Annotated in this window: 23 protein-coding genes and 1 riboswitch; of the genes, 15 read left to right on the plus strand and 8 right to left on the minus strand. The window is 33.3% G+C overall.

What is annotated here, in order from left to right; genetic code table 11:
- The first annotated feature begins 229 nt into the window (after positions 1-229).
- Together ASE40_RS12785 and ASE40_RS12790 are read left to right on the plus strand one after the other, a co-directional pair.
- A complete protein-coding gene (locus ASE40_RS12785) occupies positions 230-3,511 on the plus strand; it encodes a DUF2723 domain-containing protein (protein WP_057117463.1) in 3,282 nt (1,093 codons plus the stop codon).
- Between the two features lie 98 nt (positions 3,512-3,609).
- A complete protein-coding gene (locus ASE40_RS12790; protein WP_057117464.1) occupies positions 3,610-4,251 on the plus strand; it encodes a polysaccharide deacetylase family protein in 642 nt (213 codons plus the stop codon).
- Between the two features lie 21 nt (positions 4,252-4,272).
- On the opposite strand, the gene ASE40_RS12795 is transcribed toward ASE40_RS12790, so the two are convergent.
- The 6 genes from ASE40_RS12795 to ASE40_RS12820 form a co-directional block, all read right to left on the minus strand.
- Positions 4,273-4,617 (minus strand): thioredoxin family protein, encoded by a 345-nt coding sequence (locus tag ASE40_RS12795; protein ID WP_262487377.1) that lies wholly within the window; start codon positions 4,615-4,617, stop codon positions 4,273-4,275.
- A gap of 32 nt (positions 4,618-4,649) precedes the next feature.
- On the minus strand, positions 4,650-5,885 hold the full coding sequence (locus ASE40_RS12800; RefSeq protein WP_057117465.1) for a metallophosphoesterase: 1,236 nt from the start codon (positions 5,883-5,885) through the stop codon (positions 4,650-4,652).
- A 162-nt stretch (positions 5,886-6,047) separates the two neighbouring features.
- Positions 6,048-6,239, minus strand: coding sequence for a hypothetical protein (locus tag ASE40_RS12805; RefSeq protein WP_057117466.1), 192 nt, complete (start codon positions 6,237-6,239; stop codon positions 6,048-6,050).
- 102 nt (positions 6,240-6,341) lie between these two features.
- Complete coding sequence (locus tag ASE40_RS12810) at positions 6,342-7,670, minus strand: sensor histidine kinase (protein WP_241774366.1); 1,329 nt, start codon at positions 7,668-7,670, stop codon at positions 6,342-6,344.
- Positions 7,671-7,680: 10 nt separating this feature from the next.
- Entirely contained in the window at positions 7,681-8,355 is a 675-nt protein-coding gene (locus ASE40_RS12815; RefSeq protein WP_057117468.1) for a response regulator transcription factor, read from the minus strand.
- A 180-nt stretch (positions 8,356-8,535) separates the two neighbouring features.
- Positions 8,536-8,748: a hypothetical protein gene (locus ASE40_RS12820; RefSeq protein ID WP_057117469.1), complete on the minus strand. Its 213-nt coding sequence runs from the start codon at positions 8,746-8,748 to the stop codon at positions 8,536-8,538.
- 289 nt (positions 8,749-9,037) lie between these two features.
- Here ASE40_RS12820 and polA point away from each other — a divergent pair, with 289 nt between their 5' ends.
- A complete protein-coding gene (gene polA, locus ASE40_RS12825; RefSeq protein WP_057117470.1) occupies positions 9,038-11,890 on the plus strand; it encodes a DNA polymerase I in 2,853 nt (950 codons plus the stop codon).
- Positions 11,891-11,999: 109 nt separating this feature from the next.
- Here polA and ASE40_RS12830 read toward each other — a convergent pair whose 3' ends face one another.
- Positions 12,000-13,025, minus strand: coding sequence for a LacI family DNA-binding transcriptional regulator (locus tag ASE40_RS12830; RefSeq protein ID WP_057117471.1), 1,026 nt, complete (start codon positions 13,023-13,025; stop codon positions 12,000-12,002).
- Positions 13,026-13,220: 195 nt separating this feature from the next.
- Here ASE40_RS12830 and ASE40_RS12835 point away from each other — a divergent pair, with 195 nt between their 5' ends.
- The 6 genes from ASE40_RS12835 (at position 13,221) to tsf (ending at position 17,941) form a co-directional block, all read left to right on the plus strand.
- Positions 13,221-13,967, plus strand: coding sequence for a ferritin-like domain-containing protein (locus tag ASE40_RS12835; RefSeq protein WP_057117472.1), 747 nt, complete (start codon positions 13,221-13,223; stop codon positions 13,965-13,967).
- 25 nt (positions 13,968-13,992) lie between these two features.
- Positions 13,993-14,805, plus strand: a complete 813-nt coding sequence (locus ASE40_RS12840) for a ferritin-like domain-containing protein (RefSeq protein WP_057117473.1) — start codon at positions 13,993-13,995, stop codon at positions 14,803-14,805.
- Positions 14,806-14,999: 194 nt separating this feature from the next.
- Positions 15,000-15,455 (plus strand): 50S ribosomal protein L13, encoded by a 456-nt coding sequence (gene rplM, locus ASE40_RS12845; RefSeq protein ID WP_057117474.1) that lies wholly within the window; start codon positions 15,000-15,002, stop codon positions 15,453-15,455.
- The gene (gene rpsI / locus ASE40_RS12850) at positions 15,455-15,841 is read left to right on the plus strand and encodes a 30S ribosomal protein S9 (RefSeq protein WP_012023687.1); all 387 of its coding nucleotides are present in this window, start codon (positions 15,455-15,457) and stop codon (positions 15,839-15,841) included. The genes rplM and rpsI overlap by 1 nt, the downstream gene beginning before the upstream one ends.
- Before the next feature lie 227 nt (positions 15,842-16,068).
- A complete protein-coding gene (gene rpsB / locus ASE40_RS12855) occupies positions 16,069-16,839 on the plus strand; it encodes a 30S ribosomal protein S2 (RefSeq protein ID WP_057117475.1) in 771 nt (256 codons plus the stop codon).
- Between the two features lie 139 nt (positions 16,840-16,978).
- A complete protein-coding gene (gene tsf, locus ASE40_RS12860) occupies positions 16,979-17,941 on the plus strand; it encodes a translation elongation factor Ts (RefSeq protein ID WP_057117476.1) in 963 nt (320 codons plus the stop codon).
- Between the two features lie 65 nt (positions 17,942-18,006).
- Here the strand turns inward: tsf and ASE40_RS12865 are convergent, their stop codons facing one another.
- Positions 18,007-20,070, minus strand: coding sequence for a M3 family metallopeptidase (locus ASE40_RS12865; RefSeq protein ID WP_057117678.1), 2,064 nt, complete (start codon positions 20,068-20,070; stop codon positions 18,007-18,009).
- 174 nt (positions 20,071-20,244) lie between these two features.
- On the opposite strand from ASE40_RS12865, the gene ASE40_RS12870 reads away from it, so the two are divergent.
- From ASE40_RS12870 to thiC, 6 genes are all read left to right on the plus strand, one after another.
- Positions 20,245-20,901 carry a queuosine precursor transporter gene (locus ASE40_RS12870; protein ID WP_057117477.1) on the plus strand — a complete coding sequence of 219 codons (657 nt, stop codon included), beginning with the start codon at positions 20,245-20,247 and terminating at the stop codon, positions 20,899-20,901.
- Between the two features lie 213 nt (positions 20,902-21,114).
- The gene (locus ASE40_RS12875) at positions 21,115-21,549 is read left to right on the plus strand and encodes a lipocalin family protein (RefSeq protein ID WP_057117478.1); all 435 of its coding nucleotides are present in this window, start codon (positions 21,115-21,117) and stop codon (positions 21,547-21,549) included.
- 127 nt (positions 21,550-21,676) lie between these two features.
- Positions 21,677-22,336 (plus strand): hypothetical protein, encoded by a 660-nt coding sequence (locus tag ASE40_RS12880; RefSeq protein ID WP_057117479.1) that lies wholly within the window; start codon positions 21,677-21,679, stop codon positions 22,334-22,336.
- Positions 22,336-22,905 (plus strand): DNA-3-methyladenine glycosylase I, encoded by a 570-nt coding sequence (locus tag ASE40_RS12885; RefSeq protein WP_057117480.1) that lies wholly within the window; start codon positions 22,336-22,338, stop codon positions 22,903-22,905. Before ASE40_RS12880 ends, ASE40_RS12885 begins: the two co-directional genes overlap by 1 nt.
- 77 nt (positions 22,906-22,982) lie before the next feature.
- A riboswitch (TPP riboswitch) is annotated at positions 22,983-23,079 on the plus strand.
- Between the two features lie 66 nt (positions 23,080-23,145).
- On the plus strand, positions 23,146-23,352 hold the full coding sequence (gene thiS, locus ASE40_RS12890) for a sulfur carrier protein ThiS (protein WP_057117481.1): 207 nt from the start codon (positions 23,146-23,148) through the stop codon (positions 23,350-23,352).
- A 105-nt stretch (positions 23,353-23,457) separates the two neighbouring features.
- Positions 23,458-25,281 (plus strand): phosphomethylpyrimidine synthase ThiC, encoded by a 1,824-nt coding sequence (gene thiC / locus ASE40_RS12895; RefSeq protein ID WP_057117482.1) that lies wholly within the window; start codon positions 23,458-23,460, stop codon positions 25,279-25,281.
- Positions 25,282-25,304: the final 23 nt, after the last annotated feature.

The following is a 25,304-nucleotide window of genomic DNA, read 5'->3' on the forward strand; positions in this document are numbered from 1 at the left end:
AGTGCAAATTTAAGGCTTTATTTAGTTTGTGCAAACTTTTCGAGCAAAAAAAATGATTTTTTTTGCTTTTTTTAATTTAAAAATCCCCTATGACTACAGAAACACTTAATATACAATACATTACTTTTTGGAGATAGTTTTGTAGAATTTTTTGTTAATGCTCGTTTCTTTACACAAAAAAACATTTTCTTTGTAGGATAGAAAACATTCAAATTTTTAACACCTAAATATGGCACAATTCAATTTCAATAAATGGAATACAATTATTGGTTGGTTTGCATTTGCAATCGCTTTAATTACTTACACTTTAACAGTTGAACCTACAATGAGCTTTTGGGATTGCGGAGAATATATCGCTACCGCTGCCAAACTTGAAGTAGGCCACCCACCGGGAGCTCCTCTTTTTCAAATGATGGGTGCATTTTTTGCAATGTTTGCGATTGATGCCCAGCATGTAGCTCTAATGGTTAACATGATGTCTGTTTTTTCTAGCGCTTTCACTATATTATTTATGTTTTGGTCTTCATCTATGATCTTAAAAAAGATTGTAGCTCGTTTTGCCGAGATTGATCAAAATAATTCGATTGTTATTTTAGGAAGCTCTTTTGTTGGAGCTTTAGCTTATACTTTTTCTGACAGTTTTTGGTTTAATGCAGTAGAAGCCGAGGTTTATGCTATGGCATCTTTATTAATTGCATTGCTTTTTTGGCTTGGCTTACGCTGGGAACAAGACATGGACAAACCAAAAGGAAATAAATGGCTTTTAATTATTTCTTTAGTTGTCGGACTTTCGTTTGGAGTTCACTTTATGGCTCTTCTAACTATTCCTTCTATCGGATTTTTATACTATTTCAAACACTATGAAAAAGTTACTATTAAGAACTTTCTAATTGCTAATGTTGTTGTTATTGGAATCTTATTATTTATTTTCAAATTACTTCTTCCATTAACCATGGCTTTTTTCGGAAAAACCGAAATCTTTATGGTAAACAGCATGGGACTTCCTTTTAATTCAGGAACCATATTTGTAGCGTTGTTATTTATCGCTTTCTTTTATTTTGGATTAAAATTTACCAAACAAAAAGGCTTAATATTTTACAACACTATAATATTATGTATTTTATTCATCCTGATTGGTTTCTCTACTTGGATGATGCTTCCTGTTCGTGCGAATGCTAATACGGTTATCAATGAAAACAAACCTTCAGATGCTATTGAGGTTTTAGCGTATTATAATCGTGAACAATATGGTGTAAATCCTTTGTTTTATGGGCCTCAGTATACTGAAGTTTTTTCTGGACTTGATGCTAAAACACCTTATTTAGATAAAAAACCTAACTACGAAAGAGATTATAAAACTGGTAAATATATTATTACCAACAATTATAAAAACGCAGAGCAAAATTCTGATGACAATCAGAAAACAATTCTGCCTAGAATGTGGAGTACAGATACCCCTCACATTCAAAATTATATCAACTTTACAAATCCTCCGAAATTCAAAATCAACCCTAATTATGATTATGAAGAGGATTTAGCTAAATACGGAATTGACCCAAGCCAGTTGAGCGAAGATGAATACAATAAGGCTACTGCTCAATTACGCAATGAAGTTGAAAAAACTGTTTCTGAATTTAGACATGCTTACGCTCAAAAACAAATTGATAACGAAGGTTATGTTAAATTCCTGCAAAGCTACAAGGACTATTTAATTATTGAAAAACCAACTACAGCAGACAATTTTGGTTTTATGTTCGAATACCAATTTGGATATATGTACTGGAGATATTTGATGTGGAATTTTGTTGGACGTCAAAATGATGTTCAAGGTAAGTATGATAATTTAGACGGAAACTGGATCAGTGGTATTAAACCTTTAGATTCTATTCATTTAGGATCACAGGACAATTTACCTTCAGACGTATTAAACAATAAAGGACGTAATGTATATTATTTCCTTCCATTTATCTTAGGTTTAATTGGTTTAATGTACCACGCAAATAAAGATCTAAAAAGCTTTTATGTTCTTTTGGCTTTATTCTTATTTACAGGAATTGCATTAAAAATATATTTGAACGAAAGACCTTTTGAACCTCGCGAAAGAGATTATGCTCTTGTTGGCTCCTTCTATGTCTTTGCGATCTGGATTGGTTTTGGTGTTTATTCGCTCTATGAAAGTATTCAAAAATATCTGGCTCCCAAAATTGCAGGACCAGTTATTATTGCAGGAAGCTTACTGGCTGCTCCTATTTTAATGGCTGCTCAAAACTGGGACGATCATGACAGATCTAACAGATATACAGCTTTAGCAATGGCAAAGGCTTATTTAAGTTCTTGCGATAAAGATGCTATTTTATTTACTATTGGAGACAACGACACATTCCCGCTTTGGTACGCGCAGGAGATTGAGCATTTCAGGACAGACGTCAAAATCGTAAATACAAGTTTATTTATGACTGATTGGTACATCGATCAAATGAAAGCCAAATCGTATGAATCTAATGCGCTTCCTATTTCTTTCACACATGACCAATATGTAGGAGATAAACTGGATTATGTTGCTTATATTCAAAAAATTGACACTCGCTGGAATATTAATGATTTTATAGATTTTATCAAAAATCCTAAATCAACTGTTGGTTTACAAAATGGACAGACAATTCATTTCTACCCAACTAACAAAATTAGAGTGAACGTTGATAAAAATACCATCATCAAAAACAAAGTGGTTAATCCTAAATACAATGATTCTATTGTTCCTTATTTAGACATTAATATTAAAGGAGGTGCATTGTACAAAAACCGATTAATGATGCTTGATATCTTAGCTAATAACAATTGGAAAAGACCGATTTATTTTAGCGGAGGTGCTTTTGATGATGAAGATTATTTATGGTTAAAAGATTATCTGCAGTTAGACGGAATGGTTTACAAATTGGTTCCTGTAAAAAATACTCCTTCTAAAGACGGAGGTCCATTAGATATGGGACAAATAGATGCAGATAAAATGTATGATATTGTAATGAAATGGGATTGGGGTAACAGCGAAAGCGAAAAAATTTACCACGACCCTGAAACAAGAAGAAACAGCATTACTTATCGCACGAATCTTTCAAGATTGATGAACCAGCTTATTGAAGAAGGTAAAATTGACAAAGCTAAAAAAGTGATTAATTTAGCTATAACCAAAATGCCTTTAGACAAATTTGGCTATTATTCTTTAGTTGAACCTTTTGCCGATGGTTATTATAAAGTTGGTGAAACTGCAAAAGCACAAGACCTTTTAAACAAATTGGTTCAAAAATACAAAGAGGATTTAAACTATTACAGTACTTTAACTCCTTCTGACCAAACTGATTTAGCAGTAGATATTATTACAGATATTGAACGTTACAGAAGTTTACTGCATGTTATGCAGGACAATAAAGACACTGCTTTTTACAACAAACATAAAACGACATTTAATACTTATGTAAATGTTTTTGAACGTTTTGGACGCGAAAAAGAATAGATAATATACGAAAATCTTAACAATTAAAAAAATGCAGCGCTGTTTGATAAATAGCGCTGCATTTTTTAATTTTACGTACAATGTAAATTCAATTCAAGATGAGCTTTTATTGGGTAAAAACAAATTCATTTATAAAAAGGGTATTTTCTAAATATTGCTGGGACATTCCTAACAATGAAAAGAAAATATACCTAACTTTTGATGACGGCCCTACTCCAGAAATTACTGACTGGGTTTTATCTGAATTAAAAAAATTTGATGCAAAAGCAACTTTTTTCTGCATTGGAAAAAACATTAAAGCCAATCTAGCTTTATTTGAAAAGCTAATTACAGATGGTCATTCTATTGGAAACCACACCATGAATCATGTAAATGGATGGAAAATTCATACCAATGAATATATTGAAAATGTAAAAAACTGCGCAGAGGTTTTAGACGAACAAGAAAAAACTCCTAATCGTTTGCTGTTTCGTCCTCCTTACGGAAAAATCAAAAAAGCGCAATCGAAAGTGCTAAGAAAATTAGGCTATAAAATAGTAATGTGGGATGTTTTGAGCGCTGACTTTGATCAAAGCATCACTCCTGAAAAATGCCTTGAAAACGTAACAAAAAACGTAAAATCAGGCAGTGTAATTGTTTTCCATGACAGTATTAAAGCTTCTCCAAATTTAAGATTTGCTTTACCGCGAACACTTCATTTTTTAAAGGAAAACGGGTATAAATTTGACATTATTCACTAAGACAACATCAAAAAGAGAGTTTTAGACGTTAAATTGTTCTTGAACAATTCCTATTATAGTATTCGCATCAAGCTCTCCAGACTGCCTCCAAATCATTTGCCCCTCCTTATAAATCATTAAGGTTGGAAGTCCTTTAATACGAAGTGCTTCTGCTAATTCCTGATTTTTATCTACATCAATTTTAATCACTTTAGCTTTATCACCAAGCGCTGCAGCAACATCCTTAATCACAGGATGCATAGAAACAGAAGATTCATTCCAATCGGTGTAAAAATCAATTAACACTGGAACTTGAGCATTTATTAGTTCTCCAAATTTTGACATAAAACCAAAAATTTTAAGTTTTTTAAATCTATAAAAAGAAATAAATATAATACAAATTTAGCATTTTTAACGAATTAAGCGACATTACGGCCTTTTTTTAGTTCAATAACCGTTATTTCGGGCATAATACCAACTCGTCCTGGATAGGCATGAAAACCAAATCCACGGTTAACATAAACGTATCTTCCAACATTTTCGTACAAGCCTGCCCATTGTTTATAAATATATTGTGCCAGACTCCATTTAAAATATCCTGGAATTTCAATTCCGAACTGCATACCGTGCGTATGTCCAGCAAGAGTCAGGTGAAAGTTCTTTGGATGATTTTTAATTTCAGCTTCCCAATGACTTGGATCATGGCTCATTAAAACTTTAAAATCATCTTGATTCACACCATCCGAAGCTTTATTAAGATCTCCTGCTTTTTTAAAATTTACGCCCCAGTTTTCTACACCAATAAGAGCAATTTTATCCTCTCCTTTTTGAATATAAGTATGTTCGTTTAGTAAAAGTTTAAAGCCGATTTGATCGTATAACTTTTTAATCTGCTGAAAATTTTCGTCTTTTTCTTTTTCAGAAGGCCATGTCACATATTCACCGTAATCATGATTTCCTAAGACCGAAAACTTTCCATATTTATAATCTTTAATACGGTTAAAAGTCTCCAGCCAAGGATGCATTTCTTTTGCATGTGTATTTACAATATCTCCCGTAAATAAAATCATATCTGATTCCTGCGCATTGATCAAATCAATAGCATAATTTATTTTTTCTGGATTATCGAAGCTTCCGCTGTGAACATCTGAAATCTGAGTGATTTTAAAACCATCAAAAGCATCTGGAAGATCTGGAAAAAATATTGTTTGTTTAAAAACTTTGAAATTATATTTACCTTCAAAAATTCCATAAATCAAAGACAAAAAAGGAACTGCCGCAAGACCTAAAGCAATTTGACTCACAAATTTTCTACGATCCGGCATCATCTCTTTTCTTGGCGTATTGTACATGAAGTAATTCAATATACTTGCTCCTATTCTAAAAATATCCTCTCCAAACATTACCAATGTCAGCACAATCTTTGGCACATAAACCAAGAGCATTAAACCCATAGTAAACATGGTCTGCTTAGTTTGCCCAACAGATCGATCAAACTGTGTGAAAGAATAAATGATAAAAATTAAAAGCAGTAAGCTTATAACTTGGTAACTTACTAAAGCCCATCTAACTTTAATTAAAGTTCGAAAAGCCTGATACGAATAAAACTCAATAAATAAGAAAAGAGCGCATAGAATTACAAAACGAAAAATCATTTGTTATAGTTTTAAGCAAAGTAACAAAGAATGGAAATTTTATAGCTTTTTATTATAAAAAATTTAACGCTATTAAAAAATAAAAAAGCTGAAAGATGGCTCTTTCAGCTTTAATCTACCAACCTTTTAAAACTATTTTAGTCTACGACAATTAGTGCCGTTTTATTTTGCTTTTGGTGCTTCTGCTTTTGTAGTTTCAGCTTTTTTCTCACCTTTTGCTTTTTTGTGTGCTTTTTTATCTTGTTTAGGAGCTTTTGCTTCTTTTGTTTGAGTTGCTGGCGCTGGAGTTGTTTGAGCGTTTACCATTGAAAATGTTCCTAATACTGCTACTGCTAAAATTGCTAATTTTTTCATGATCTGATTTTTTTTGATTATTATTTCATTATTTATAAGTCAAAGATATAATCGTAAAATGAAGACAAAATGAAGATAAAGTCTTACAACAAATTTTAACTTTTAATTAGCTTTTTCAAATAATAACGTAAAAACAGTTCCTTGGTTTAAAACAGATTCAACCTTGATTTGAACACGGTGAAAAGAAGCAATACTTTGAGCAATTGGAAGTCCTAACCCTTGTCCTTCTTGATCTGAGCTGATTCGTGCAAATCTGCTGAATATTTTTTCCAGCTGTGATTCTTCCATTCCAATTCCAGAATCTTTGACCGAAATAAAATAATATTCGTCAACAAATCCGTCTTCTATAAAAATACTGCCTTTGGGCTTATTGTATTTTATGGCATTTATAACCAAATTATAAATAAGAATATGTATTAAGGTTTTGTTGCCTGTAAAAACAAAATCGTTTTGCATTCGATTTACAAACTGAATTTCTTTGTCATCAATACGGTCTTCTAAATCTTCTTGCAAATCCAGAACTACCTCACGCAGATTAATTTCTTCATTTGCTTCATATTGATTGTTATCTATTCTAGAAATAAGCAATAAATTATTGATGATTTTTTTTAGCATATCTAATGTCTTTAATGAGCCTGCAATTTTATCGACTGCGTTGTCATTTAAAGATTCATTCTGCAATAAGTTTTCAAGTTTGTTTTTAAGCAGTGCAATTGGCGTTAGAAGTTCGTGCGAAACATTAGAAATGAATTGTTTTTCTTTTTTAAAAACTTCTGAAATACGATCCATCATTTGATTTAAAACAAAATCAAGTTCGCGGAAATCTCTTGAACCAGCTTTTATAGGAGTATGATCAAATGCATCTGGTTCGTTTACCCGTCTGATTTTTGTATCAATGATTTTATAAAAAGGTTTGAGAAGATATTCAATATAAAACGTATCAGCCAAAAAAGTAATAAAGAGTATTACAACAAAAACCACAATAATAAAGAATCGAATAACAAAAGTTAAATCATTTACTTCACTAAGGCTGCTCCCAATTTCCAGTTGATAATCTTGGCCCTCATAAGTAAAATGATGCTGCAAAATTCGGTATTCATTTTCTTCACCTTCAATTTCACGATAATCATTGCTAAAAGTTGTTTTTTTCTGATGTGGTTTTATGGGCACGCGGGACAGTACTAAAAACTCACTGTGAAGAGTCGAAAACTCTGAAAAAGTCTCCGTGGAATCATTTGGATTTTCTATAAAATCATTGATTTCTTTTTGGTTCAAATGTTCAATAAATTTCTTCTTTTTCTCCAGCAGACTATTATTAATATGATGATAAACTACATTTTCTACCAAAATAGGCAGCATCAGCCATAAAATCAAAATCACCAACAATCTTGTCAGTGCATTAAAAATAGCTAATTGATGTTTTATCTTCACAAAAATTGATTTATTCGTTTATACGATATCCAACGTTTCGAACGGTTTCGAACCAATCTATAGGTGCGTGTTTGTCAAGTTTTTTTCTGAGATTTCGAACATGGACATCAATAAAATTAGAATCTGAATTTACTTCTAAAATATCTCCCCAAATATGTTCGGTAAGCTGCAAACGAGTAATTACCCGATTTTTATTTAAAACCAAATATTGAAAAATATCAAATTCCTTTTTCGTAAGATTGATCGGATTATCATTGAAACTTACTTTGTAATCTTGCAGCTGTAATACAAAGCCATTAATAGAAAGTGTATTTAAAGTAAAGCCGTGTATTCTTCGAATAACGGCAAACAATCTTGCGCCAAGCTCTGTTAACGCAAAAGGTTTTGTTAAGTAATCATCGGCACCTAAATGCAGACCATTAATTCTATCATCAAGCTCCCCTCTTGCCGTTAACACAATAACCGCCATTTTTGATTTTGTTTTTCTAACAGTCTGCAATACCTCAAAACCATCTCCGTCAGGAAGTCCTAAATCTAACAGCATCGCATCATAATCATTACTGCTAAACTCTTCTAAAGCATCGCTGCAGGTATGCGTGATTTTACATATATATCCTGCATTACACAAAAAATCATAAACCTCTACCGCAAGTTCACGATTATCTTCAACAATCAAAATATTCATAAAAAATGTGCTTAAGCGAAATTAAAATTAATCATTTAAAAGAAGAAAAATCTGCATTATTAAAACATTAACGAAAAAAGCTGACAAATTTCTTCATCAGCTTTTACCACCTTCATTCTTCATAATTATCCTTCCTGTTTTGCTTCCTTACAATCTTCGAAAACAAAACAAAAAGCAACATTATTTTTTCACTTTTGCAGTTTCTGTTTTTGGGGCTTCAGTTTTTGGAGCTTCTGTTTTTTCTGATTTTGCTTTTTTATCAGATTTGTGTTTAGGATGTTTTGTTGCTTTCACCTCTTTAGCTGGAGCTTCTTTTCCATTTTTTGCTGGAAAAGCTTGAACCATTGCACTTGTTCCTAAAACTGCTACTAATAACATTAATAAATTTCTCATGATTTCTAAGTATTTAAATTAATAACTTTTTATTTTACAGATCAAAATTACCTTCGAAAAATGAAGAGATCATGAAGAAATCACCGAATAAAAAAATTTAACTTGATATTAACTCTTTGCATTTTTTCCTACCATATAATATAGAACTTCATTTTAGCGTGGTGTATTTAAAGTTTATGAATATCTACAAAGTTAAATGTCCTTATATAACTTATGTGATGAAAAAAAATCTTATTAGTCTAATTTTTAAAAACCCAATTGTTTATTTTTACAGACTAATATTTTTTATATGTCAACTCAAAAACGTCTTTTTCTTCTAGATGCTTACGCATTAATTTTTCGTGGTTATTATGCCTTTATAAAAAACCCGAGAATCAACTCAAAAGGAATGGATACATCTGCAATTATGGGATTTATGAATTCCCTTTTAGATGTTATTAAAAGAGAAAAACCAGATCATTTAGCTGTTGCTTTTGACAAAGAAGGAAGTCAGGTAAGAACCGAAATGTTTGCTGAATATAAAGCCAATCGTGATGCAACGCCAGAGGCTATTAAAATTGCCATTCCTTATATTCAAGAATTATTAAAAGCCATGCACATTCCGATTATTGAAATCGCAGGATGTGAAGCCGATGACTTAATTGGAACAATTGCCAAACAAGCCGAAAAACAAAATTATAAGGTTTACATGGTAACACCTGATAAGGATTTTGCACAATTGGTTTCTGAAAATATATTTATGTACAAACCTGCCCGAATGGGTAACGGAATCGAAATTTGGGGAATTCCTGAGGTTTTAGCCAAATTTGAAGTGGAAAGACCTGAACAAGTAATTGATTTTCTTGGAATGATGGGCGACGCTGTGGATAACATTCCTGGATTGCCTGGTGTTGGCGAAGTAACCGCTAAAAAGTTCTTGAAAGAATTTGGCACAATGGAAAACCTTTTAGAAAACACACATTTACTAAAAGGAAAAATGAAAGAAAATATCGAAGCTAATAAAGACAAAGGTATTCTCTCTAAAAAACTCGCAACTATTATATGTGACTGTGATGTTGTTTTTAATGAAGACGACTATGAACTTTCACGTCCTGATATCGAAAAAACAGATGCTATTTTTCAGGAATTGGAATTTAGAAGAATGGCTGAGCAGTTTGATAATTTATTTAAAGTTGGAGGCGGAAATGAATTAGCAAGTTCTACTCCAGCATCTGATGCCAAATTATACAAAAAGCCACAGCCTAAAAACGAAGATCAATTTGACCTTTTTGGCGGAGGCGGAACTACTTTAGACGAAAGCGCTGAAGCTGCTAGAAATTCATTTTACAATACTTTAGAAAATACTGAACATTCTTATCAAACTATTCAAGGTGATTTAGGTATTAAATTGCTTCTACAGAATTTACAAAAACAGACTTCTGTTTGTTTTGATACAGAAACCACAGGAATCGATGCTTTGCATGCAGAACTTGTTGGAATGTCTTTCTCATACGAAAAAGGAAAAGCCTTTTATGTACCGTTTCCGGAAAGCCAAGAAGAGGCACAGGCTTTAGTTGACAAATTCGTTCCGTTTTTTGAAAATGAAAATATTGAGAAAATCGGGCAAAACTTAAAATACGATTTAAAAATTCTGGCTAATTACGGCGTTACCGTAAAAGGTAAACTTTTTGACACCATGATTGCGCATTATCTGATTAATCCAGATATGCGTCATAATATGGATATTTTAGCAGAAACGTATTTAAAATATTCTCCTAAATCTATTGAAACTTTAATTGGAAAAAAAGGAAAAAATCAGCTTAACATGCGTGATGTTCCTTTAGAAGATATTAAAGAATATGCTGCTGAAGATGCTGATATTACTTTACAATTAAAAGAAATTTTTACCGCTGAACTAGACAAAACAGAAACTAAAAAGTTATTTGATGAAATCGAAATTCCATTAGTAAGCGTTTTAGCTGCGATGGAAACAGAAGGAATTCGTCTTGATGTTGATTTCTTAAAACAAATGTCTACAGAGATGGATGTTGAAATCAAATCTTTAGAAGAAAAAATATACGAAACTGCCGGCGAGAAATTCAATTTGGCTTCTCCAAAACAATTAGGAGACATTTTATTTGATAAACTTAAAATTGGCGGCGCAAAGCAAAAGAAAACCAAAACGGGTCAATATGCAACTGGAGAAGAAGTTTTGACTTATTTAGCTAATGACAATCCAATTGTAAAACAAATTTTGGACTGGCGTCAAATGGTGAAACTGCAAAGTACTTACATCATGGCTTTGCCGGAACAAGTTGACAAAAAGACTTTACGCGTTCATACGGATTATATGCAGACTGTTGCTGCAACAGGACGTTTAAGTTCTAATAATCCGAATCTGCAAAACATTCCGATTCGTACCGAAAGAGGCCGTCAGATTCGTAAAGCATTTATTGCTCGCGATGAAAATCACACTTTAATTTCTGCCGATTACTCGCAAATCGAATTAAGAATTATTGCCGCTTTAAGCGGAGAAGAAAATATGATTGCTGCTTTTCAAAATGGAGAAGATATTCACAGAGCTACAGCCGCTAAAGTTTTTGATGTGGCCTTAGAAGAAGTTTCGCGCGAACAAAGAAGCAACGCTAAAACCGTAAACTTCGGAATTATATATGGTGTTTCTGCTTTCGGTTTAAGCAATCAAACTTCATTATCCCGCGGTGAAAGTGCCTCTTTGATCGATGCATATTACAAAACATATCCGAGATTAAAATCATACATTCAGGATCAGGTTGAATTTGCTCGTGAAAATGGTTACGTACAGACAATTTTAGGACGTCGTCGTTATCTTAAAGATATCAACTCTGCAAATGCTGTTGTTAGAAGTGCCGCCGAGCGAAATGCTGTAAATGCACCAATTCAAGGAAGTGCGGCAGATGTTATCAAAATTGCAATGATCAATATTCATAAAAAATTACAAGACGAAAACTGGAAATCGAGAATGCTGCTTCAAGTGCATGATGAGCTTGTGTTCGATGTTCACAATGATGAACTCGAAAAAATCCAGCCAATGATTAAACACGAAATGGAAAATGCATTTAAAATGATAGTTCCGTTGGAGGTTGAAATTGGAATCGGTAAAGACTGGTTAGAAGCGCATTAATCTAATTTTAGATTTATAAATCTACGCAATCTTGTCCTTGCAAGGAACGAACACAAAAAAAAGGACTATTCTTTCGAGTGGTCCTTTTTTATCTATAATATTTTATTGACTAAACTTTTCTCGTAGACTCTCGTTCTTTCAATTTCGTCTTAATTACGATGGTTTCATATTCTGAAATTGTTCCTTCTGGTTCTTCTAATCTTTCGATTAATCTTTTTGCAGCAGTTTCTCCAATTTCAACACCATGCTGACTTATAGTAGTCAAACTTGGTGACAAACGTCTCGAAGCTAAAATTCCGTCTGCGAAACCTATTATTGATATATCTTCAGGAACTCTGTATCCTTTTTTCAAACTCACTCTTAAAGCAGCAACTGAATCATTTTCATCCAAAGCAAAAATTCCGTCGATTTTATGATCAAAAAGCGAATCTATTTTAGCTTTCATATCATCTTCAGAATCGGTTCGAAGAATAATTTTTTCGTTTACTGGAATATTATTGTCTTTTAACGCTTTCAAATATCCGTCTGCTCTCAGTTTCCCAACACTCAAATTATCTACAGAAGAAATAAGTGCAATATTTTTACATCCTAAATTAATTAAATGTTGCGTAGAGTTTAAAGCTGAATCAAAATCATCTACAACCACTTTATCACAATCTACTTCGTCAGCAATACGGTCGAACATTACTATTGGAGTTCCATCATTAATTATTTCAGAGAAATGATTGTAGTCCTGCAATTTTTGAGCTTCTTGAGAAACAGACAAAATAAACCCGTCGATAGTCCCGTTGCTCAACATCTCTAAAGTATGAACTTCTTTTTCAAGAGATTCATTAGAAATACAAGTAATTACATTATATCCTTTTTTATCGGCAACTTTCTCAATACCGCTAAAAACTTTCGCAAAGAAAGAATTTAGAATATTCGGAATAATAACTCCAATGGTTTTAGTTTTACGATTCTTTAAATTCAGACCAATAACATTCGGCTTATAATTTTTGAGTTTGGCATACTCCTTAATCTTCACCTTCGTCTGCTCACTTATTTCCGGACTGTCGTTAAGCGCTTTTGACACTGTAGACACAGAAACTCCTAGTTCCTTCGCAATTTGTTTTAGAGTTGCTTTAGCTTTCATCTAATAAAAGTTTATGTAATTAATACAAATATAGTAGAATTACCGAAAATAAAACAAAAAACAACTACCAGTATTTGAAATTATATGCTCAATTCGAAATAAAATAAAAAAAGAGGATTTTTCTGAAACCGTACCTACAAAAATTTCGTTAATAAGCTTAATACAATGTTATTAACCTTAATAAAAACCTAGATTATGAAAAACGAAGTTAAAATTCATGAAGTTGATCCTTCACTGAATAGCAGAAGGAGCTTTCTTAAGCTCAGTGGATTAACATTAGTGACCACAGGTTTAGTTTTAGCTGGCTGCAGCGACAATGATAACGATAACCCAATAGAAGACACTTCTTTACCTGGAGTAAGAAATGGTGTTTTTGATTTAGGCTCTGGTGATTTTGGAGTCCTAACCTACGCTTACGCTTTAGAGCAGTTAGAAGCAGATTTTTATACTAAAGTTGTAAACGCGAGCAGTTTCAATACTGTATTTAATGATATAGAACGTCAAGTTCTAACAGATTTATATCATCATGAAGTAGTTCATAGAGATTTTTTCAAAGCTGCTTTGACTGGAGCACTTCCTGATCCAAATTCTCAATTACTTCCTTCTTTGGCTTTTACTTATGGCTCTCTAAATTTCAATAACCGTACTGAAGTTTTAGCAACTGCAAAGGCACTTGAAGATACTGGAGTTGCTGCTTATAATGGAGCAGGAAAATTGATCAAAACGGCTGACTACTTATTATTAGCTGGAAAAATTGTTTCTGTTGAGGCCAGACATGCTTCAGCAATTAGAAGTTTAATTAATCCGAATTCAAAAGATTTTGCCGGAGATGATATTGTAAATATGTCAACAGGTTTAGATGATGCTAAAGATCCATCTAAAATCCTGCCGATTGCAGCCAATTTTATTACTACAAAATTTACAGCTAAATACCTTCCTTAATCTTAACCAGTAAAACTTAGAAATTATGAACATTTTAAAATTTATAGAAACCTTTACTGACGACAATTTAATGAAAAGCACAGGCTCAAGAAGAGACAGTTTTTCGCAGTTTGGGAATATCGGAAAAAATTTAGCCTTAGCATCAATCCCATTCGGATTATCGGCTCTTACTAATAAAGCATTTGCAAAAGATATTACAGCAACACCTGCCACTCCTATTGGGGCTTTGCAATTTGCATTAACATTAGAATATCTTGAAAATGAATTTTATGCTATGGCATTAGATTCTGGAGTAATTCCGGCATCTGAAAATGGCGGACGTGATTTAAAAGTATTTCAGCAGATCGCAGCTCACGAATCTGATCATGTGAAATTTTTGATCGCAGGACTTGGCGGTACAGCAAGTGCTAATTTTGTACCAAAACCTACATTTGACTTTACAGTTGGCGGCGCTTTTGATCCTTTTAATGATTATCCAACCTTTTTAGCTTTGGCACAAGCTTTTGAAGATACAGGCGTACGAGCCTATAAAGGACAAGCCGCAAATCTTATTACTACACCAGATTTATTAACAGCAGCACTTCAGATTCATTCTGTTGAAGCTCGTCATGCTTCTGAAGTCAGAAGATTGCGAGGTTTAAAAGGATGGATATCCAATTCTGACCGAGGCGCTGGCATGCCGGCAGCCACACAAGCTGTTTATGATGGTGAGGGTGTAACGATGCAGGCTGGCTTCAATACTGCAACAGCATTTGGTGCGGCAGCTGGATCAGAAGCTTATGACGAACCATTAACTACACAACAAGTAGTCGATATTGCCAATATTTTTATTGTCTAATATTTTTTTTCTAAAAATGCTGAACCGTCTTACTTTAATGTGAGACGGTTTTTTTTATGACTTGATTTATTAAAAAACTGAAGCCCTGATTTTCAGTACATAAAATATTCTTTTCAGGTATTTGGTTTTAAAATAATTAATTGTACTTTTGCATCCCCTTTATTGGGGATGGAATGTTTAATTAAAATAATATTATGGACGCATTAAGCTACAAAACAGTTTCAGCTAGCAAAGCCACTGTAACTAAAGAGTGGATTGTTGTTGACGCTGAAGGTCATAACTTAGGACGTCTTGCTTCTAAAGTTGCAATGATCTTAAGAGGTAAGTACAAGCCAAGTTACACACCGCACGTTGACTGTGGAGATAACGTAATTGTTATCAACTCAGAAAAAATTAACCTTACAGGTACAAAATTGAATGACAAAATTTACATGCGTCATACAGGTTACCCAGGAGGACAAAGAACTTTAACTGCTAAAGTATTGCAAGCTAAAAACCCTGCATTATTAGTAGAAAAAGCTGTAAAAGGTATGTTACCTAAAAACAAATTAGGAGCAGAACTTTTTAGAAATCTAAATGTTGTTGTAGGATCTGAGCACAAACACGGAGCTCAAAAACCTAGAACTGTTAACCTAAATGATCTTAAGTAATGGGAGTTATTCACAAAATCGGTAGAAGAAAAACCGCTGTTGCACGTGTATACGTTTCTGAAGGAACAGGAAATATCACTGTAAACAAAAAAGAATTCGCAACTTACTTTCCAACTGCAACTTTACAATACAAAGTTTTACAACCATTGTCTATGACAGAAAATGTAAACAACTTTGATGTTAAAGTAAACGTTTACGGAGGTGGTACAACTGGTCAGGCAGAAGCTGTAAGAATGGCATTAGCACGCGTAATGTGTGAAGTTAACGCTGAAAACAGAGGAATCCTTAAACCAGAAGGTTTATTAACAAGAGACCCAAGAATGGTTGAACGTAAGAAATTCGGTCAGAAGAAAGCTCGTAAGAGATTCCAATTCTCTAAACGTTAATATTACCTGTCTTGTTCAAATGGGACAAGACATTATCAATTATTTATTGAAATTAAAAAACACAGTTATTGTTGCTCTCCTATCGAGGTAGGATATAGTTTAGCATCTAAATGGGTTGAGTCTTAAAGTCGAAAGTCTTAAAGTCAATGCTCGAAGCCTAAAGCTTACAGCTTAGCGCCTAAAGCCAAAACACATTGCTAATCAACAGAACGTAAACTAGTACAAAAATGGCAAACAAAATAGAAGTAAAAGAATTACTAGAAGCAGGTGTTCACTTCGGACACATGACTAGAAAATGGGATCCAAACATGGCTCCTTACATTTATATGGAGCGTAATGGTATTCACATTATCAATCTATATAAAACTGCAGCTAAAATTGAAGAAGCTAATGAAGCTTTGAAAAAAATCGCTGCATCAGGTAGAAAAATTTTATTCGTAGCTACCAAAAAACAAGCAAAAGACATCGTTGCTGATAAAGCAAAAGCTGCAAACATGCCTTACATCACTGAAAGATGGCCAGGTGGAATGCTAACTAACTTCGTAACTATCAGAAAGGCAGTTAAAAAAATGTCTTCTATTGATAAAATGAAGAAAGATGGTACTTTCAACACTCTATCTAAAAAAGAGCGTTTGCAAGTTGATCGTCTACGTGCTAAATTAGAGAAAAACTTAGGTTCAATTGCTGATATGTCTAGACTACCTGCAGCATTGTTCGTAGTAGATATCAAAGCTGAACACATCGCAATAAAAGAAGCTCAAAAATTAAACATTCCAGTTTTCGCAATGGTTGATACGAATTCTGACCCAAGAGAGGTTGATTACGTGATTCCAGCAAATGATGACGCTTCTAAATCAATTGACAAAATTTTATCTTTAGTAACTACTGCAGTAATCGAAGGTCTTTCTGACAGAGGTTCTGAAAAAGAAGTTGAAACTGCTGAAGAAGCTGCTCCTGCTGTTGAAGCTGAAGCTGCTGCTCCTGCAACTGAAGAATAAATCAAATTTTAAATTCCAAATTTTAAATTCCAAAATCCAAGAAAAAAAATTAAAAACGTTATGTTGATAATTTATTAAAATTGGAGTTTGGGATTTAAAAGCTGGAATTTTTACTTTTAACATTAAAATTCAAAATATTATGGCAACAATTACTGCTGCAGACGTAAATAAATTAAGACAATCTACAGGTGCCGGAATGATGGACTGTAAAAAAGCTTTAGTTGAAGCTGATGGAGATTTCGATAAAGCTATACAAGTCCTTAGAGAAAAAGGACAAAAAGTTGCTGCTAACCGTTCTGACCGTGAGTCTTCTGAAGGAGCTGCTGTTTCTTTTGTTAATGCTGACCACACTAAAGGAGCTATTTTAACTTTGAACTGTGAAACAGATTTCGTAGGTAAAAATGAGGCTTTCGTAACTTTAGCTAAAGATTTAGTTGAAAGAGCTATTAACTTCTCTTCTAAAGAAGAATTCTTAGCTTCAGATTTCAATGGAATTACTGTTGCTGAAAAATTAATCGAGCAAACTGGTGTTATCGGTGAAAAAATCGAAATCGGTGGCTTTGAAATTTTAGAAGGTGCTTACGTTGGATCTTATGTTCACGTAAACAAAATTGCTGCTTTAACAGCTATTTCTTCTCCAATCGCTAATGCTGAGACTTTAACAAAAGATGTTTCTATGCAAGTTGCTTCTATGGGAGCTGATACATTATCTTACAAAGATTTTGATCCTGCTTTCGTTGCTTCTGAACTTGCTGCTCGTATTGCTGTAATCGAAAAAGAAAATGAAGAAGCTGCACGTTTAGGAAAAACTTTAAAAAATGTTCCTAAATACATTTCTTACTCTCAATTAACTGAAGAAGTTTTAAAACAAGCTGAGGAAGATGCTAAAGCTGAATTAAAAGCTGAAGGTAAACCAGAACAAATTTGGGATAAAATTGTTCCAGGAAAAGTACAACGTTTCATCTCTGACAACACTACTTTAGATCAAGAAAAAGCTTTATTAGATCAAAACTTCATCAAAGATGATAGTAAAAAAGTTGGTGATTATGTTAAAGGATTCAATGTTGAAATTACAGGTTTCAAAAGAGTTACTTTAGGTTAATATATTATTTTTTCAATAAAGAAAAGCCCGAATACTAGTTATTCGGGCTTTTTTTATTTCAGCTTTTAATTCTCGATTGGAAAATTTCTCGCTCGCATTAAAGCATCTGACTTTGGAGCATGTCCCCTAAAATTTTCATACATTTTTTCATTGTCTATCGTATTTCCAACACTTAAAACAGTATCATAAAGACGTTTAGAAACCTTTTTATCAAAAGGTCCGTTTCCTTCTAAAAATGCCTCATACGCATCTGCATTTATCACATCGGCCCATAAATAACTATAATATCCTGCAGCATATCCATCACTTGAGAAAATATGGGCAAACTGCGGAATTCTGTGACGCATAACAATTTCAAACGGCATATTGATTTCGTCTAAAACTTGTTTCTCAAATTTATGCGGATCAATAGTTTCTGTTGTTAAATGCAGTTTCATATCCACAAAAGAACTCGAGATCGTTTCAACAGTTGCAAAACCTTCATTAAAATTGGCCGCTTGTTCAATTCTTTCTACTAAAGACTGCGATAGAGGTTCATTCGTTTTATAATGGAGAGCAAACTTATTTAATACCTCTGGAGTTGAAAGCCAATGTTCTAATAGCTGCGATGGAAATTCCACATAATCTCTAGCGACAGAAGTTCCAGACAAACTTGGATAGGTAACATTGGAACACAAACCATGCAAAGCATGACCAAATTCATGAAATAAAGTTGTTGCATCATCCCAGGAAATTAAAACTGGTTCATCTGCATTTCCTTTTATAAAATTGCAATTGTTAGATACGATTGGAAGTACTTTTCCATTTATTTTCTGCTGATCGCGATGTGAATTCATCCAAGCCCCAGAACGCTTTCCTACGCGCGCGTATGGATCGAAATACCACAACCCGATTGGTTCTCCTGTATTTTTATTATTTACTTCCCAAACGCGAACATCTGGGTGATAAACTGGAACATCAAATAATTGTTTAAAACCTAAATCAAATAATTCACCTGCTGTCCAAAACATTCCTTCACGGAGATTTTCCAATTGAAGATATTGTTTTATTTCATTTTGATCTAAATCATATTTTGCTTTTCGAACTTTCTCCGCATAATAGCGGTAATCCCAAGGCTGAATTTTAAAGTTTCCTCCTTCTTGGTTCACCATTTCCTGCATGGCAGCAACATCATTTTTTACTTTTTCAACCGCTGGTTTCCAAACAGAATCCATTAAATCTAAAGTCTTTTGCGGATCTTTTGCCATTTTATTAGACAAACTCCACTCTGCAAAATTCTTAAAACCTAATATTTTTGCCTTTTCTGCTCTTAACTTTAAAATAGAAACCAAAGTACTATTAGTATCATTTTCATTACCGTTATCACCTCGTTTAACGAAAATATCAAATGCCTTTTCTCTTAAATTTCTTTGGCTTGAAAAGGTTAAAAACGGTTCAATAGAAGATCTTGTATTCCCAATACATCCTAAAACATTCAGATTTCTTTCTCTAGCTTCTGCTATCGCTGCATTTTTAAATTCTTTAGGAAGTCCATCAAAATCAGATTCTGTTTTTAATTCGATATACTGATCGTTTTCTTCTGCTAATAATTTCTGACTGAATAAAGTAAAAAGACTTGCCAGTTCTTGATTAATCTTGGCCACTTTATCTTTATCTTCTTTATGCAACTCTGCTCCTTCTCGAACAAAATCAGTATAATAAAGCCAAAGCAGTCGCTGCTGCTCATCTGTCAATTTCTTACTATCTTCAGATTTGTATAAAGATTCAATTCTTAAAAAAAGTTTTTCATTTTGATAGAGTTTATCATTTATTGCCGCCAATTTTGGAGACATTTCGGTATCAACAATATTGAATTCGGGAGTACTTAAATTCGATCTGTAAATTCCATAAACAGCATGAATTCGTTCTAATTTTTCACCCGAAAGCTCTAAAGCTGTAATTGTATTTTGAAATGTTGGCTTTTCGGTATTATTGGCAATTGCATCTATTTCATTCAACTTTTCCTGAATAGCAAATTCTATTGCGGGCTTAAAATCTGAGACTTTATATTTGGTAAAATCTGGAACTCCTCCGTAAGGACCAGACCAATCTTGTAATAAAGGATTATCTAACTCAATTTGTGCTTTCATAATAAATAACATTAATTAATTTCTGTATAAATTTTCTAACGAATAGAAAACAACAGATTCTCAAAATTAACCAATCGAAAGCAAACTTTAGTGTTATAATGAATTATAAAAATTGATGGATTCTAAGATTTAAAAGAAATAGTTTAATTTTGAAACATCAACACCTAAAACAACATGTTTAAAACCAGAAAAGAAATCGTTTTTGTAATTCTAGCAGGAATATTTATCACGAATGCAGTTGTTGCAGAACTTATTGGAGGTAAATTAATTCAAGTTGGTCCGTTTGTAATGAGTATAGGAATTCTACCTTGGCCAATTGTATTTTTAACCACAGATTTAATTAATGAATATTTTGGTGAAAAAGGAGTAAAAAAACTTTCCTTTATAACCGCATGCCTAATCGCTTATGCTTTTCTGATTTTGTTTATGGCGATTGTAATTCCTGCCGCAAAAGGAATCAGCCCAGTTAATGACGATCAATTTCAAGCAGTATTTGGGCAGAGTATGTGGATTATTGTGGGAAGCCTTATTGCTTTTATGGCATCGCAGCTCATAGATGTTTGGATATTTTGGTTTTTCAAGAATAGAACTGGAGAAAAGAAAATATGGCTGAGAGCAACGGGATCTACCGTAATTTCGCAATTATTTGATTCTTTTATCGTACTAGGAATTGCTTTTTGGCTTCCTGGTAAAATTAATTTCGACACTTTTATATCTTCTGCATTAATAGGATATACTTTTAAATTAGCAATTGCCATAATTTTGACTCCTGCCATTTATCTCGGACATCACTTAATTAAAAACTACTTAAAAGAAGAAAAGACACTTTAATTTTAACAAGTTTAAATTTACAATAAAATCGGTTTGAAATTGATATTTCTTACATTATTTTTGGAAGAAAAATAGCGCATAAATAATATAATTGATTTTCAATATTTTACAAAAAAATGTTAAAAACAAACGAAAAAACTTATAAAAAAGACTTTATTTGTTAAAAAAGATTCTATTTTTGCCAAAACATTTAACAAATAAAATCTACCAAAAATGAAAAAATTAAGTATTCTTTTCGTGTCAGTTATGACATTAGGATTAGCATTAACATCTTGCAGCAGTGACAATGATGATAGTTCAGCATCAATTGAAGGAAAATGGCAAATCACTCACATGGGTGCAGTTCTTGGAACTGAAGAAGTTTTACCACCTTACACAAACGATGGTGGTTGTGCTAACGATATCGTAGAATTTAAAGCAGATAGCAAATTCGTAGATACTTACGCAGAATATACTGATAGCAAATGTAATACTTATACTCAAGAAGGAACATTTACAAAAGAAGGAAACACTTTGACTAAAAAATACATCGGAGAGTCTGAAAAATATGAAATCGCTGAATTATCTGGAAGTAAATTAAAATTAAAAATGACATATTCTGAAGGAGGAATATCTGTTTCAGCAGTAGTAGTTTATAAAAAAATCTAGTCTTACAAACTAAATAAATTCTGAAGAGCCTCAAATCTTAATTGATTTGAGGTTTTTTTATACTTTTGAAACAAAAAAAATATTTATATGAGACACTTCTGTCAAAAATTAAGAGTAATTTAATGTCATGAAAAAAACTGGTCTCATTATATTACTTTCATTAACTTATTTCTTTATAAGCTGTGGCAACGATGCCAAAAAACAGCCAAAAAAGGAAGTGATTACTTCTGTAAATAAATTAACACCAGTTTCAGAAAAAAAATTCAAAAAAAGCTCCTTAGAAAAATCGGCGATAAAAGATTTGACAAAGAGACAGAGCAGGAATGTTCAAAATGATTTTACATTTAAGAAAGACACACTGGACAAACCAGAAATACAAAATCTGCAAAGCGTACCAGGGAACGCAAACAGTGATAATTTAATGACTTTTGCTAATTTAAAAAAAATACTTTCTAATAGCGAAATAGGAGAAACCTTTACTCAAAAAGAGCTGACACAAAATTTCCAAATCCCAAAAGAAGCTGTCAAAATAGTTAAAAGCATTACAAAAATTGCGGAAAACGAAATAGCCGTAAAATGGAAATCTACATGGCTCTTAGAAAAAGTTTCTGATGCAAAATTCAAAGATGGCAGTATGAAAATTGCTTTCAAATCCAATAAATTGTATACTTCAGGTACGGCAATTGGAATAAAGTATGAAAAAAAAATCTATAACAACTTAGTCATAATAGGCAGATCAGCTTATATTCCGACAGTAAAAGGATACAGCTGGCAAATTGGGAAGTAATGGAAAATGAAAATTTAATAAGATGCGGCTGGTGTACATCTAGTAATTTATATAAAAAATATCATGATGACGAATGGGGCGTTCCTGTTTATGATGACCCTACTCTATTTGAATTTTTAATTTTAGAAACCTTCCAGGCTGGATTAAGCTGGATTACAATTTTAAATAAAAGAGAAAATTTCAGAAATGCATTTGATCATTTTGATTATCAAAAAATTGCCAATTACTCTCAAGATAAAATCGAAGAATTATTACAGAATACTGGAATCATCCGCAATAAACTTAAAATAAAATCAGCAGTTTCAAATGCTAAGGCATTTATGAAAGTTCAGGAAGAATTTGGAAGCTTTTCGGATTATATTTGGAAATTCACAAATGGAAAACCTATAATAAACCATCCCAAAACTTCAAAAGATGTTCCGGCTACTACACCGCTTTCTGATGAAATTAGTAAAGACTTAAAAAAAAGAGGTTTTAAATTTGTGGGTTCAACCGTAATTTACGCACACATGCAAGCAACCGGAATGGTCAATGATCACGCCGAAGATTGCTGGAAAAGAACTCAGTAATCAGTCGCAGTTTTCAGTTTTTTTTTAAACCTGAAACTTGAAACCTGAAACTTTTAAACAAAAATCATTATATTTGCTTCACACTTTAGGGGTGTCTACAACTTGTAGGCTGAGATTTTACCCTCTGAACCTGATCTAGTTCATACTAGCGTAGGGAAAAGTAAGATGACTTCTGCACGCATTTTTTATGCGTTCTTGTAGCCATTCCTAAAGTATAACTATATACTAAATTCAAAGGGAATGGAACTAAAAATCAACCAACAAATTAAACATTTCAATGCTGAATCGCTAAGCATTCAATCATTGCTCGATCTCGAAATTCCGCACAAACAAAACGGAATCGCCGTTGCGATTAACAATACCGTTGTTCCAAAAATTAAATGGAACGAATTCCTCGTACAAGAAACTGACGAAATCTTAATTATTTCTGCCACGCAGGGAGGTTAGAAATAAATTCCAAATTTTAAAAACCCAAATTCCAATTAATACTGGACATAGACGCACTGCGACTCTACAATAACTCATAACTTATAACTCATAACTTCTTTTCCTATGACTACAGAAGAACAAATATCCAGAACCCCGTTTCCAAATTCTACAAAAGTTTATATAAACGGAGAAATTCATCCTATAAAAGTAGCGATGCGCGAAATTGCTTTGAGTGACACCAAACTTTCAAATGGCGGAATTGAAAAAAATCCTCCCGTGACAGTTTATGATACTTCTGGTCCTTACACCGATCCTAATATTGAAATTGATATCAGAAAAGGATTGCCACGCTTACGCGAAAACTGGATTCTAGATCGTAATGATGTTGAAATTTTAAGCGAAATAACATCTGATTACGGTCAGAGCCGATTAAAAGATGAAAGCCTGAATCATCTTCGATTTGAATATTTACATCAGCCAAAAAGAGCTAAAAAAGGTGCAAATGTCACGCAATTGTATTACGCTAAACAAGGAATTATTACTCCAGAAATGGAATACATCGCGATTCGTGAAAATCAACGCATTGAACTTTTAAATGAACAAACTAAAGCCATGCAATGCCAGCACAGCGGTCACAGTTTTGGAGCCAATACTCCTAAAAGTAAAATTACTCCTGAATTTGTGCGATCTGAAGTTGCCTGTGGAAGAGCCATAATTCCAAACAACATCAACCATCCCGAAAGCGAACCAATGATCGTGGGACGAAATTTTTTGGTCAAAATAAATGCCAATATCGGTAACAGCGCCGTGACTTCAAGCATTGAAGAAGAAGTTGAAAAAGCCGTTTGGGCATGTCGATGGGGCGCTGACACGATTATGGATTTATCGACTGGAAAAAATATTCATGAAACGAGAGAATGGATTATTCGAAATTCTCCAGTTCCAATTGGTACTGTTCCTATTTATCAGGCATTGGAAAAAGTAAAAGGAGTTGCCGAAGATTTAACTTGGGAAATTTTCCGCGATACTTTAATTGAACAGGCAGAACAAGGCGTTTCCTATTTTACCATTCACGCCGGAGTCTTACTTCGTTACATTCATTTAACCGCCAATCGAGTTACCGGAATCGTTTCACGCGGTGGTTCGATTATGGCAAAATGGTGTTTATTTCATCATAAAGAAAACTTCTTGTACACACATTTTGAGGAAATCTGCGAAATCATGAAACAATATGATGTTGCTTTTTCTTTAGGCGATGGTTTACGTCCAGGTTCCATTGCTGATGCGAACGACGCTGCGCAGTTTGCCGAATTGGAAACTTTAGGCGAATTGACCAAAATTGCTTGGAAACATGATGTTCAAGTTTTTATTGAAGGTCCAGGTCACGTACCAATGCATATGATTAAGGAAAACATGGACAAACAATTAGAACATTGCCATGAAGCACCATTTTATACTTTAGGCCCTTTAACAACCGATATTGCACCTGGTTACGATCATATCACATCGGCAATTGGAGCCGCTATGATTGGCTGGTACGGTTGTGCTATGCTGTGTTATGTGACACCAAAAGAACATCTTGGTTTACCAAATAAAAAAGACGTTAAAGATGGTGTGATCACGTATAAAATTTCAGCACACGCTGCAGATTTAGCAAAAGGCCATCCGGGTGCACAATATCGTGATAATGCATTAAGTAAAGCTCGTTTCGAATTCCGCTGGGAAGACCAGTTTAATTTGGCTTTAGATCCTGATACCGCTAGAGAATTTCACGACGAAACCCTTCCTGCAGACGGTGCAAAAGTGGCTCATTTTTGTTCGATGTGCGGACCGAAATTCTGCTCTATGAAAATATCTCAGGAAATTAGAGATGTCGCTGCCGCAGAAAAAGGAATGCAGGAGAAATCAGAAGAATTTATTGAACAGGGGAAAGAGATTTATATCTAGAAAATAGAATCAAGAATAAAGAG

This window comes from Flavobacterium sp. Root935, from assembly GCF_001429295.1.
In the GTDB taxonomy this organism is placed as follows: domain Bacteria; phylum Bacteroidota; class Bacteroidia; order Flavobacteriales; family Flavobacteriaceae; genus Flavobacterium.